The organism is Caulobacter sp. D5, from assembly GCF_003185805.1.
GTDB lineage: Bacteria > Pseudomonadota > Alphaproteobacteria > Caulobacterales > Caulobacteraceae > Caulobacter.
The window spans coordinates 1-11,522 of record NZ_QHJY01000200.1 but is presented as its reverse complement, the minus strand read 5'-3'; the positions used below and the strand labels follow the sequence as shown (position 1 = coordinate 11,522).

Sequence of the window (11,522 nt, the reverse complement as noted above, 5' to 3'; positions counted from 1 at the left end):
CGAGAACCAGCCGGAACCGGCCGGCCCGCTCATCCTGCCGGGACCTCGGCCAAGCGCGCCTCGGCCTCGTCGCGCGCGCCGGGGTCGCCGACATGCATCCAGAAGCCGTCCATCACCACGCCGTGCACGCGACCCTGGGGCGCAAGCTTGCGCCAGATCGTCGCCAGCGAGAACGCGCCCTCGGGGCCGTCGTCGACCAGGCCCGGCTTGCAGATGTGCACGCCCATATAGGCGAAAGGCGCGCTGGGGGCCTCGCCCCGGAAGGTCAGGACGCCGTCGTCGGCCAGGAAGAAGTCGCCGGCTCCGTCGAAGCCCAGCGTGCGGTCCAGGCGCGCCAGCAGCAGGCAGACGTCCATCCTTTCCGGATCCCAGGCCTTGGCCAGGCTGTCGATCGCGGGGGCGCCGTCTTCGGTCCACACGGAGTCGATATTGGCGACGAACAGCGGCTCTTCGCCCAGCAGCGGCCGGGCCTTGCGCAGGCCGCCGCCGGTTTCCAGCAGCTCGCCGCGCTCGTCGGAGATGACGATCGCCGGCGCGCCGGTGCGGGTCTTCAGATGATCCTCCAGCCGGTCGGCGAAGGCGTGGACATTGACCACGGCGGTCTCGACCCCGGCGTCGGCCAGGCGATCGAGCATGTGGTCCACCAGCGTGCGGCCGGCGACCTCGACCAGGGCCTTGGGGCGGTCGTTGGTCAGGGGGCGCATGCGGGTGCCGAGGCCGGCAGCCAGCACCATCGCTTTTTTCGGAGAGGCGCTCACGAGCGGGCCTCCGTCGGCACGTGGGCGTCGAACCAGGCCTTCAGGCCCGACAGCGCCGGATCGGCCAGGCAGCTGTCGAGATAGCGCCACAGGCGGGGCATGAAGCTCTCGTACTTCGGCTTGTTATCGCGGGTCACGAGGCGGGCGAAGATGCCGAGGATGCGGGCGATGTTGAGCGCCCCCAGCGCATGGTAGTCGGCCAGGAACTGCGTGCGGTCGAGATCGGGCCGGGCGGCCAGATAGCGGTCGAGGCCGCGCTGCTCGATTTCCGGCGAGACGTCGCGGCGGGCGTCGTGCAGCAGCATCGAGAAGTCCCAGGCTGGGTGAGCGACCACGGCGTCCTGGAAGTCGATCAGGCCGACGCGTGCGGGGCCCTCGCGATCGGGCAGCCACAGCAGGTTCTCGGCGTGATAGTCGCGATGGCAGAACACCGAAGCGCCGGCCTCGGCCCGGGCGCGGATCGGGCTCCAAAGCGCCTGCCACGCTTCGAGGGCGGCGGCGTCGAAGGTCACCGGCTTGAGCTTGGGCAGCCACTCGACGAACAGGTCCTGGGCCATCTGCAAAGCCAGGTCGTCATAGGTCAGCAGCGGCCAGGTCGAACCGCCGGCTTCCAGCACAGCCGGAGGCGCGACGGCGTGCAGGGCGACCAGGGCGTCGACGGCGGCGTCGTAGAGCAGCGGCTCGTCGCCGCCCTCGGCGATCACCTTGGCGTAGAGATCATCGCCCAGGTCTTCCAGCACGGCCAGGCCCAGGGTCGGCTCGGCGGCCAGCACCTCGGGAGCCGAGAGGCCCTGGGCGCGCAGCCAGCCGGCCACGGCCACGAAGGCGTCCACCCGGCCCGCAGCCAGGCGATAGGCGGCGTTGAAACCGAGGGCGCGGCGCTCGTCCGGCGTCGCACCGGGCGGGCAGGGGGCGGTCTCCAGGGCCGGCGGCTGGTCCATGAAGATGAAGGTCTGCTCGCCGCGATGCAGGCGCTCGTACGAGCGGGTCGAGGCGTCGCCGCCCAGCGGCTGGCGGCGCACGTCGCCATAGCCGTGACGAGCCAGGAACTCGGCCTTCAGGGTTTCGCGGTCAGAGCTCAAGCTTGCGTTCCTTGAAGGCGCCGTAGGGGGTGATGCGGACGCGGCGGGCTTCGCCGGCGGCCCCATTCAGAGGCCCGTCCAGAACCGGGGAAATCTCTACATCGAGTCGGTCGGGCGGCAGACGGCCCTCCAGGCGCTGGGGCCACTCGATCAGGGCCGCGCCGTCCTCCAGGGCCTCGACGAGGCCGATCTCATAGGCCTCGTCCGGATCCTCCAGGCGATAGAGGTCGAAATGGGCCAGCGGGAAGCCTTCCGCCTCGTAGAACTGCACCAGGGTGAAGGTCGGGCTGGGCACCTCTTCCTCGGGCGAGGTCAGGGCGCGGACCAGGGCGCGGGCCAGGGTCGACTTGCCCGCGCCGAGCGGGCCGTAGAGGCACAGGGCCGCGCCCGGAAACAGCACGGCGGCCAGCCGTTCGCCGAGCGCCTTGGTGGCGGCCTCGTCGGGCAGGTCGATTTCTAGGGGGGCGGCGGTCGCGGGCGCCTGTGACATGGACATCGCGCCAATCTAGAGTCCCCGACGCGGGCCTCAAGCGGCTTTCAGGAATTTTGCCGTCGCCGAAGGGCGCGCGGCGTCCTATTCACCGGCTTCGGCAATTCCTAGGGGATCGGTAGAGATGAAGAAGTTCAAGCTGTGGGCCGGTCTGGCGGTCGTCGTGGCGGTGGTCGGCGCCGGCCTCTGGGCGTGGTGGAACTTCGACCTGCGCTGGCGGCCCAAGACCATCACCAAGAACCAGGCCGAGATCGCCAAGATCCTCGAAGGTTCCGGCTGGGTGTCGCCGGGCCTGAAGGGCGGCAAGCTCTACATGGTCAGCTTCCGCACCTGCCCCGACTGCATCCGCTTCAAGAAGGAAGAATATCCCAAGCTGCACAAGGCGGGCGTCGACACCCGCCTGATCGAGATCGCCCGCGCCGACCGCAACGGCGTGCCGAAGTCGACGCCGGTGGAGCGCGCGACGGTGGCCGAACTGTGGATCAACCGCTCGTGGGAGCTGGCCGAGAAGTGGGACGCCACCCCGGTCGAGGCCTGGAAGGCCCCGGGCGTGAAGCCCGCCGACGGCGACATCGCCCGCACCGCCGTCATCGAGGCCGGCCGCAAGTCGGTCGAGGACCTGCGGCCGCTGCTCAAGGCCAACGGCGTGAACTTCGCCTATCCGCTCCTGGTGTGGTGGACGCCGGACGGCCAGATGAAGGCGTGCGCGTGCGAGAAGCGCGAGACGTATCGGTTCGTGCGCAAGGATCTGGGGGTCTAGATTGCTAAATCCTCCCCCTCTGGGGGAGGTGGCCCAGAGGGCCGGAGGGGGCAGCACCGCCTTCGGCGGCCCCCTCAGTCGCTCGGCGACAGCTCCCCCAGAGGGGGAGCATCGCCGAGCCCGACCTCAGAAGATCTCGAACAGGCCCGCGGCCCCCATGCCGCCGCCGATGCACATGGTCACCACGCCGAGCTTGGCCTTGCGGCGCTTGCCTTCCAGCAGCAGGTGGCCGGCGCAGCGGGCGCCGGTCATGCCGAAGGGGTGGCCGATGGCGATGGAGCCGCCGTTGACGTTGTACTTCTCCGGATCGATGCCCAGGCGGTCGCGGCTGTAGAGGCACTGGCTGGCGAAGGCCTCGTTCAGCTCCCACAGGTCGATGTCGTCGACCTTCAGGCCGTGGCGTTCCAAGAGGCGCGGCACGGCGAAGACCGGGCCGATGCCCATCTCGTCGGGCTCGCAGCCGGCGATGGCGAAGCCCTTGAACAGGCCCAGCGGCTCCAGATTGCGGCGGGCGGCCTCCTTGGCCTCCATCACCACCACGGCGGCGGCGCCGTCCGACAGCTGCGAGGCGTTGCCGGCGGTGACGAAGTTGCCCGGGCCCTTGACCGGCTCCAGCTTGGCGAGGCCCTCCAGGGTGGTCTCCGGACGATTGCACTCGTCCTTGCTGACCACGTAGTCGACCAGGCTCTCTTCCTTGGTCTCCTTGTTGACCACCTTCATCTTGGTGGCCATCGGCACGATCTCGTCGTCGAACAGGCCGGCGGCCTGCGCTGCTGCAATCCGCTGTTGGCTACGAAGAGCGTATTCGTCCTGGTATTCGCGGCTGACCGCGTAGCGCTTGGCCACGATGTCGGCGGTGTCGATCATCGCCATCCACAGCGCGGGCTTCTCACGCATCAGCTTTTCTTCGGTGATGTGGAAGCGGTTCATGTGGCCGCCGGCGTTGACCAGCGAGATCGACTCCACGCCGCCGCCGATGGCCGCCGGGGCGCCGTCGTTGCGGACGTAGTTGGCCGCGGTCGCGATGGCCTGCAGGCCCGACGAGCAGAAGCGGTTGACGGTCTGGCCCGAGGTGGTGACCGGCAGGCCAGCCCAGATGGCGGCGTTGCGGGCCACGTTCATGCCGGTGGCGCCTTCGGGGCCGCCGCAGCCCAGCACCACGTCCTCGATTTCCGGACCGTCGAGGCCCGCGCGGCTGACGGCGTGCTGGATGGCGTGGCCGGCCATGGCCGCGCCGTGGGTGTTGTTGAAGCCGCCGCGGACGGACTTGGCCAGACCGGTCCGAGCGTAAGAGACGATGACCGCTTCGCGCATGGCGCTTCTTCCCTGTTTAAACGTTAGTTTGAATTGCCTGCACCGTAGGCCGGAAATTTCGGTTGGGAAAGATCACGCGTGCGTAAGCCGGGAGAGTCGCCCATGCGCCCAATCGGGACGCCAGATCGCGACGTCCTGCCGCGGCCGGCTCTTAACCCGACCTTGAGAAAGGAGGGTCTTAGTTTCCGTCCATGATCCTGCTGGCCGCCTTCGCGTTCCTGGGAGCCGTGCTCGGGCTCTTCTGGCGCCCCCGCTTCGTGGGGGTGGTGATCGCGGTCGTGCTGGCCGGGGTGGTGCAGGGCGTGGCGGCCTGGTCGCTGCAGATCCTGTCGCACCAGGTCAATCGCGAGCACCTGCTGCTGCAGATGCACGCGGTGTTCGGCGAGACCCTGATCGACTTCGCCGGCCCCGTGGCCGCCGCCGCCGTCGGGGCGGTGTTCGCCGCCCTGCTGGGCGGCCTGACCGACGCCCGCCGCCCGCCGGTGCTGGTCACCGCCGACGGCCTGCGCCGCAAGGCCGGCAAGGACGGCCGCTACGCCCGCATGGAAGGCATGGTCGAGCAGCGCGAGATCCACGCCCGGGCCGAAAGCCGGATCGACTCGATCCTCGGGCTCTGAAGTTTCGGCCTCGCGGCCGAAAATCTCCGTTTCGATAAAATATGCGCACGCGAACAAAAACGCGCTTGCGCTATTTCTGAACGCTGATATCTAAGCAGTGCTTAGTTCGGTTGCGCGGCGTCGGTGGGGATACCGACGCCCTTGTCCTTCGCCATCGGACGGCCAGTACAGCTTACGCGCCGATCATCGATCTTTCCATCATCCCCGAAGCTGGAGGGCTTTTCCCATGAAGCTCCGCGCCCTGGCGGCTGTCGCCGCCCTGTCCGTTTGCGCGCTCGCCGCCGCCCCCGCCCTGGCAGACGGCCGCCTGGCGGTCACTCTCGAAAAACCCGTCTCCGCGAAGACCAAGATCGTCGCCGGTGGCGCGGTCTTCGTCTGCGAGGACGCCGCCTGCGTCGCCGCCTCGGCGCCGTCGCGGGCCCTCAGCGTCGCCTCGTGCAAGGCGCTGGCGAAAGAAGCCGGCCGCGTCTCGGCCTTCGGCGGCGACGCCAAGGCCCTGGCCGCCGACGAGCTGGAGCGCTGCAACGCTTCGGCCAAGGCCGCCTGAGGCCTCTCCAACACCGGAGGCTCGTGCCTCCGGCTGTTTTCCTCGATCATCGCCTGACAGGGCGGCGGGCTTGTTCCGCCGCCTTTTTCTTTCGTCCGTCCGGGAGTTAAGTGTCGCCCATGACCCAGTCGATCGCCGCCCTGCTGGAAGACGCCTTGAAGGAAGCCGCCGGTTCCGACGCCGCGCCGGTGTCGCTGACCGTCGATTATGGCCAGGGACAAGGCGGCGACCTGGCCCTGCGCGGCTGGATCGAACGGGCCACTCGCAGTCTGGTGTTCGCCCAGGCCGAGGCCCGTACGCCGGGCGGCGCCCTGGCCGGCTCGGCCTCCGGCGTCTTCCGCCGCGTCAACGTCTGACGGATAAACGGCTTTTTTCCGAAACTTGGCCGAACGCGATCGTCTCGGCTTGGTTGCGACTGCGAACACCCCGTGTTATCAGGCGCCGGGCTTCGGGAAGGGCAGCGTGAATGCGCGGGCCGCCCGTGCGCTTTTCTCAAGCGCGATCAAGTCTTTAAGCCGGGAAGAGGGGGCAGCTTCTCTTCCGCGGCGATTGCAACGCACACCGGGCGGAACAAGTGGCGGAAGAAACCAAGGCGACGGATGCGGGTCAGCGTTATGCGCAGTCCCTGTTCGAACTGACGATCGAAGGCGGCAACCTGGCGAAGGTCGAACGCGACCTGAAGGACCTCAAGGGTCTGATCGCCGACAGCGCCGACCTGCGCCGTCTGATCGACTCGCCCGCGTTCTCGGCCGAGGACAAGGCCAAGGGCCTGACCGCCGTCGCCGTGAAGGCCGGTTTCGACATCCTGACCGCCAAGTTCCTGGGCCTGATCGCCTCCAACGGCCGCGCCATCGAGCTGGTCGGCGCGATCAACGCCTTCGTCGCCCTGTCGGCCAAGCACCGCGGCGTGGTCGCCGCCGAGGTCATCTCGGCCGCCCCGCTGACCGCCGCCCAGCTGAAGGCCGTCACCGCCGGCGTCTCCGAGGCGCTCGGCAAGACCCCCGAAATCTCGACCCGCGTCGACCCGTCCATCCTGGGCGGCGTCAAGGTGCGCGTCGGTTCCCGTCTGTTCGACGCTTCGCTCCGTTCGAAGCTCGATTCCCTGAAATTCGCCCTCAAGCGCGCCTAAGCGTATAACCGCGCAAAAAACGTACGTACGCAGAGAGCCCTAAGAAAGAGCCCGACCCAGCCATGGACATCCGCGCCGCCGAAATTTCGGCCATCCTCAAGTCGCAGATCGCCAACTTCGGCGAGGAAGCCGCCGTCTCGGACATCGGCCAAGTTCTGTCGGTCGGCGACGGCATCGCCCGTATCTACGGTCTGGACAACGTCCAGGCCGGCGAGATGGTCGAATTCCCGAAGGCCGGCGTGAAGGGCATGGCCCTGAACCTCGAGCGCGACAACGTCGGCGCCGTGATCTTCGGCGCTGACGCCGAGATCAAGGAAGGCGACGAAGTCCGCCGCCTCGGCGAGATCGTCGACGTGCCGGTCGGCAAGGGCCTGCTGGGCCGCGTCGTCAACCCGCTGGGCGAGCCGATCGACGGCAAGGGCCCGATCCAATACACCGAGCGTCGCCGCGTCGACGTGAAGGCCCCGGGCATCATCCCGCGCAAGTCGGTGCACGAGCCCGTGCAGACCGGCCTGAAGTCGATCGACACCCTGATCCCGGTCGGCCGCGGCCAGCGCGAGCTGATCATCGGCGACCGTCAGACCGGCAAGACCGCCGTCGCCATCGACACCATCCTGAACCAGAAGGCCGCCAACGCCGGCAAGGACGAGAGCGCCAAGCTCTACTGCGTCTACGTCGCCATCGGCCAGAAGCGCTCGACCGTCGCCCAGATCGTCAAGACCCTGGAAGAGCACGGCGCCCTGGAATACACCATCGTCGTCGTGGCCTCGGCCTCGGAGCCGGCCCCGCTGCAGTACCTGGCCCCGTTCGCCGGCTGCGCCATGGGCGAGTGGTTCCGCGACAACGGCCTGCACGGCCTGATCATCTATGACGATCTGTCCAAGCAAGCCGTCGCCTACCGCCAGATGTCGCTGCTGCTGCGCCGTCCGCCGGGCCGCGAAGCCTATCCGGGCGACGTGTTCTACCTGCACTCCCGCCTGCTGGAACGCGCCGCCAAGCTGAACGAAGACAACGGTTCGGGCTCGCTGACGGCTCTGCCGATCATCGAAACCCAGGCCAACGACGTGTCGGCCTACATCCCGACCAACGTGATCTCGATCACCGACGGCCAGATCTTCCTGGAAACCGACCTGTTCTACCAGGGCATCCGCCCGGCCGTGAACGTCGGCATCTCGGTGTCGCGCGTCGGCTCGTCGGCCCAGATCAAGGCCATGAAGCAAGTCGCCGGTCCGATTAAGGGCGAACTCGCCCAGTATCGCGAAATGGCCGCCTTCGCGAAGTTCGGCTCGGACCTGGACGCCTCGACCCAGAAGATGCTGGCCCGCGGCGAGCGCCTGACCGAGCTGCTGAAGCAGCCGCAATACGCGCCGCTGTCGGTCGAAGAGCAGGTCTGCGTGATCTACGCCGGCACCCGCGGCTATCTCGACAAGATCCCGACCTCGTCGGTGCGTCGCTTCGAGACCGAGTTCCTGGCCCGCCTGCACAGCGCCCACCAGGACCTGCTGACCGGCATCGCCACCAAGAAGGCCCTCGACAAGGACCTGGAAGCGTCGCTGAAGAGCGCGCTCGACAGCTTCTCGTCGACCTTCGCCTAAGCCCCCTCGGAACCGCTCGGAGAGAGTAGCGCCGAATGGCCAGCTTGAAGGAAATGCGCAATCGGATCTCGAGCGTCAAAGCGACGCAAAAGATCACGAAGGCGATGCAGATGGTGGCGGCTGCCAAGCTGCGCCGGAGCCAGGACGCGGCTGAAGCCGCCCGTCCGTACGCCCGGCGTCTGGCCAGCGTCATCGCCAACCTCGCGACCGGCGTGTCGGGCGACGGCGCTCCGGCGCTGCTGGCCGGCACCGGCCGCGACGACCGTCACCTGGTGGTGGTGGCCGCGGCGGACCGCGGTCTCGCCGGCGGCTTCACCTCATCGATCGTGCGCGCCTCCCGCGCCCACATCGACGGGCTGATCGCCCAGGGCAAGGACGTGAAGATCGTCTGCGTCGGCAAGAAGGTGACCGCCCAGCTGCGTCGCCTCTACGCCGGTCGCATCGTCGAGAACTTCGACCTGTCGGCCTATCGCCAGCTGACGCTGTCGGTGGCCCAGCCGATCGCCGACGTCGTCACCAAGCTTTACGAAGCCGGCGACATCGACGTGGTCACCCTGTTCTACAGCCGCTTCAAGTCGGTGGTGCAGCAGATCCCGACCGCGCTTCAGCTGATCCCGGCCGTGGTCGAGGGCGGTGAAGTCGCGTCCGGTCCGGCCGCGGTCTACGAGTACGAGCCCTCGGAAGAGGCCATCCTCGAGACCCTGCTGCCGCGCAACCTGACGGTCCAGATCCTGTCGGCGCTGCTCGACAACATGGCCGGCTTCTACGCCAGCCAGATGACGGCGATGGACAACGCCACGCGGAACGCGGGCGACATGATCAAGCGCTACACCCTCGAGTACAACCGTTCCCGCCAGGCCCAGATCACCAAGGAGCTGATCGAGATCATCTCCGGCGCCGAAGCCGTCTGATCTAGCCTAACGCCAAAAACGCACGCAGAGACGCACGAAAGACCCGCACGCCATGGCCAAGACCCCCGCTAAGGCTCCCGCCGCCGCCGCTGAAAAGCCGGCCGCCGCCAAGAAGCCCGCCGCCCCGAAGGCCGCCGCCGCCGCTCCGGCCGCTGCTGCTGCTCCCAAGGCTCCGGCCGCCAAGAAGCCGGCTGCTCCCAAGGCCGCCGCCGCTCCGAAGGTCGCCGCGCCCGTCGCCGGCGAAGCCACCGGTCGTCTGGTCCAGATCATCGGCGCCGTCGTCGACATCGAGTTCACCGGCCCGCTGCCGGCGATCCTGAACGCCGTCGAGACCACCAACACCGCCACCGGCCAGCGCCTGGTGTTCGAAGTCGCCCAGCACCTGGGCCAGAACACCGTCCGCGCCATCGCCATGGACGCCACCGAAGGTCTCGTCCGCGGCCAGCCCGTGCGCGACACCGGCGAAGCCATCCGCGTGCCGGTCGGTCCGGGCACCCTGGGCCGCATCATGAACGTCATCGGCGAGCCGATCGACGAGCAGGGCCCGATCCAGTCGGACCTGTCGCGCCCGATCCACCGCGACGCCCCGACCTTCGCCGAGCAGACCAACACCGCTGAAGTGCTGGTCACGGGCATCAAGGTCATCGACCTGATGTGCCCCTACACCAAGGGCGGCAAGATCGGCCTGTTCGGCGGCGCCGGCGTCGGCAAGACCGTGACGATGCAGGAACTGATCAACAACATCGCCAAGGCTTACGGCGGTTACTCGGTTCTGGCCGGCGTGGGCGAACGCACCCGCGAAGGCAACGACCTCTATCACGAGATGATCGAGTCGAACGTCAACGTCGACCCGAAGGCCAACAACGGCTCGACCGAAGGCTCGCGCTGCGCCCTGGTCTACGGCCAGATGAACGAACCCCCGGGCGCCCGCGCCCGCGTCGCCCTGACCGGCCTGTCGATCGCGGAATACTTCCGTGACGAAGAAGGCAAGGACGTGCTGTTGTTCGTCGACAACATCTTCCGCTTCACCCAAGCCGGCGCCGAAGTGTCGGCTCTGCTGGGCCGCATCCCCTCGGCCGTGGGCTATCAGCCCACCCTGGCCACCGAGATGGGCAACCTGCAGGAGCGCATCACCTCGACCAACAAGGGTTCGATCACCTCGGTCCAGGCCATCTACGTTCCCGCCGACGACCTGACCGACCCGGCCCCGGCCGCTTCGTTCGCCCACTTGGACGCCACCACCGTTCTGTCGCGCGACATCGCCGCCCAGGCCATCTTCCCGGCCGTCGATCCGCTGGACTCGACCTCGCGGATCATGGACCCGCTGGTCATCGGCGAAGAGCACTACACCGTGGCTCGCCGCGTCCAGGAAGTCCTGCAGCAGTACAAGGCGCTGAAGGACATCATCGCCATCCTGGGCATGGACGAACTGTCGGAAGAGGACAAGCTGACGGTCGCTCGCGCCCGCAAGATCAGCCGCTTCCTGAGCCAGCCGTTCCACGTGGCCGAGCAGTTCACCAACACGCCGGGCGCCTTCGTCCAGCTGAAGGACACGATCCGCTCGTTCAAGGGCATCGTGGACGGTGAATACGACCACCTGCCGGAAGGCGCCTTCTACATGGTCGGCCCGATCGAAGAAGCCGTGGCCAAGGCCGAGAAGATGGCGGCGGACGCCTGATGACCGAAGAAGACGGCGATCTCGGCCACTTCTGCTGCGAGGAGCTGGAGGACGCGGTGTCTTCGGACGCCGAGGCCTCCCTCATCGAGCACGACAGCGGCCTGATCCTGTTGAACCTGGGTCAACGGGAAGCCGATGGTGAGACGGGCACGGTCCTGACCACCATCCGCTTCTGTCCGTTCTGCGGCACCGAGATCCAGACCGACGAAGACATCGAAGCGGCCCTGGGCGCCGTGGAGACCTACGACTGATGGCCAAGCTGCACTTCTCCCTCGTCGCGCCCGAGCGCGAACTGTTCTCCGCCGACGTCGACCAGGTCGACGCGCCGGGTACGGAAGGCGACTTCGGCGTCCTGCCGAACCACGCGCCGTTCATGACGACGCTGCGCGAGGGCCGGGTGACGGTGCGCGACGGCGCGACCGTCAAGCTGTTCGACATCCAGGGCGGCTTCGCCGACGTGGGTCCGGACGGTTTCACGATCCTGGCCGAACACGCGGTGGAAGTGGCCGCCTAAGGGCTGCTTCTTTCCGAGCACTTCGAAAGCGCCTCCATCCGCAAAGGGTGGGGGCGTTTTTGTTTTGTCCCTCTCCCCTTGCGGGAGAGGGTGGCCTCCCGGAGGGAGGTCGGGTGAGGGGTCTCTC

General features: G+C 68.0%; 14 protein-coding genes. 10 read left to right on the top strand and 4 right to left on the bottom strand.

Annotation, left to right across the window (positions count from 1 at the left end):
• Window positions 1-29: 29 nt before the first annotated feature.
• The 3 genes from murU to tsaE are packed head-to-tail and all read right to left on the bottom strand — an operon-like array spanning window position 30 to window position 2,330.
• On the bottom strand, window positions 30-734 hold the full coding sequence (murU, locus tag DMC18_RS14160; protein WP_110118044.1) for an N-acetylmuramate alpha-1-phosphate uridylyltransferase MurU: 705 nt from the start codon (window positions 732-734) through the stop codon (window positions 30-32).
• Between the two features lie 20 nt (window positions 735-754).
• Window positions 755-1,840, bottom strand: coding sequence for an N-acetylmuramate/N-acetylglucosamine kinase AmgK (gene amgK, locus DMC18_RS14155; RefSeq protein WP_233245146.1), 1,086 nt, complete (start codon window positions 1,838-1,840; stop codon window positions 755-757).
• Window positions 1,830-2,330 carry a tRNA (adenosine(37)-N6)-threonylcarbamoyltransferase complex ATPase subunit type 1 TsaE gene (gene tsaE, locus DMC18_RS14150; protein ID WP_110118045.1) on the bottom strand — a complete coding sequence of 167 codons (501 nt, stop codon included), beginning with the start codon at window positions 2,328-2,330 and terminating at the stop codon, window positions 1,830-1,832. The genes amgK and tsaE overlap by 11 nt, the downstream gene beginning before the upstream one ends.
• A gap of 124 nt (window positions 2,331-2,454) precedes the next feature.
• On the opposite strand from tsaE, the gene DMC18_RS14145 reads away from it, so the two are divergent.
• A complete protein-coding gene (locus tag DMC18_RS14145; protein WP_110118042.1) occupies window positions 2,455-3,090 on the top strand; it encodes a hypothetical protein in 636 nt (211 codons plus the stop codon).
• A gap of 126 nt (window positions 3,091-3,216) precedes the next feature.
• Here DMC18_RS14145 and DMC18_RS14140 read toward each other — a convergent pair whose 3' ends face one another.
• A complete protein-coding gene (locus DMC18_RS14140) occupies window positions 3,217-4,404 on the bottom strand; it encodes an acetyl-CoA C-acyltransferase (protein WP_110118041.1) in 1,188 nt (395 codons plus the stop codon).
• Between the two features lie 191 nt (window positions 4,405-4,595).
• Here DMC18_RS14140 and DMC18_RS14135 point away from each other — a divergent pair, with 191 nt between their 5' ends.
• The 9 genes from DMC18_RS14135 to DMC18_RS14095 all read left to right on the top strand — a co-directional run bounded on the left by DMC18_RS14135 (window position 4,596) and on the right by DMC18_RS14095 (window position 11,395).
• Entirely contained in the window at window positions 4,596-5,021 is a 426-nt protein-coding gene (locus DMC18_RS14135) for a hypothetical protein (RefSeq protein WP_110133025.1), read from the top strand.
• 226 nt (window positions 5,022-5,247) lie between these two features.
• Window positions 5,248-5,568 (top strand): hypothetical protein, encoded by a 321-nt coding sequence (locus DMC18_RS14130; protein ID WP_110119142.1) that lies wholly within the window; start codon window positions 5,248-5,250, stop codon window positions 5,566-5,568.
• Between the two features lie 119 nt (window positions 5,569-5,687).
• A complete protein-coding gene (locus tag DMC18_RS14125; RefSeq protein WP_110119144.1) occupies window positions 5,688-5,924 on the top strand; it encodes a hypothetical protein in 237 nt (78 codons plus the stop codon).
• Between the two features lie 218 nt (window positions 5,925-6,142).
• Complete coding sequence (locus DMC18_RS14120; protein ID WP_110119146.1) at window positions 6,143-6,697, top strand: F0F1 ATP synthase subunit delta; 555 nt, start codon at window positions 6,143-6,145, stop codon at window positions 6,695-6,697.
• Window positions 6,698-6,759: 62 nt separating this feature from the next.
• Window positions 6,760-8,292 (top strand): F0F1 ATP synthase subunit alpha, encoded by a 1,533-nt coding sequence (gene atpA / locus DMC18_RS14115; RefSeq protein WP_110133024.1) that lies wholly within the window; start codon window positions 6,760-6,762, stop codon window positions 8,290-8,292.
• Window positions 8,293-8,327: 35 nt separating this feature from the next.
• Window positions 8,328-9,203, top strand: coding sequence for a F0F1 ATP synthase subunit gamma (locus DMC18_RS14110; protein ID WP_110119150.1), 876 nt, complete (start codon window positions 8,328-8,330; stop codon window positions 9,201-9,203).
• 52 nt (window positions 9,204-9,255) lie between these two features.
• Window positions 9,256-10,881 carry a F0F1 ATP synthase subunit beta gene (gene atpD, locus DMC18_RS14105; protein WP_110119152.1) on the top strand — a complete coding sequence of 542 codons (1,626 nt, stop codon included), beginning with the start codon at window positions 9,256-9,258 and terminating at the stop codon, window positions 10,879-10,881.
• On the top strand, window positions 10,881-11,132 hold the full coding sequence (locus DMC18_RS14100) for a hypothetical protein (protein ID WP_110119153.1): 252 nt from the start codon (window positions 10,881-10,883) through the stop codon (window positions 11,130-11,132). Before atpD ends, DMC18_RS14100 begins: the two co-directional genes overlap by 1 nt.
• Window positions 11,132-11,395: an ATP synthase F1 subunit epsilon gene (locus DMC18_RS14095; protein WP_110119155.1), complete on the top strand. Its 264-nt coding sequence runs from the start codon at window positions 11,132-11,134 to the stop codon at window positions 11,393-11,395. Before DMC18_RS14100 ends, DMC18_RS14095 begins: the two co-directional genes overlap by 1 nt.
• The last annotated feature ends 127 nt before the right edge of the window (window positions 11,396-11,522 follow it).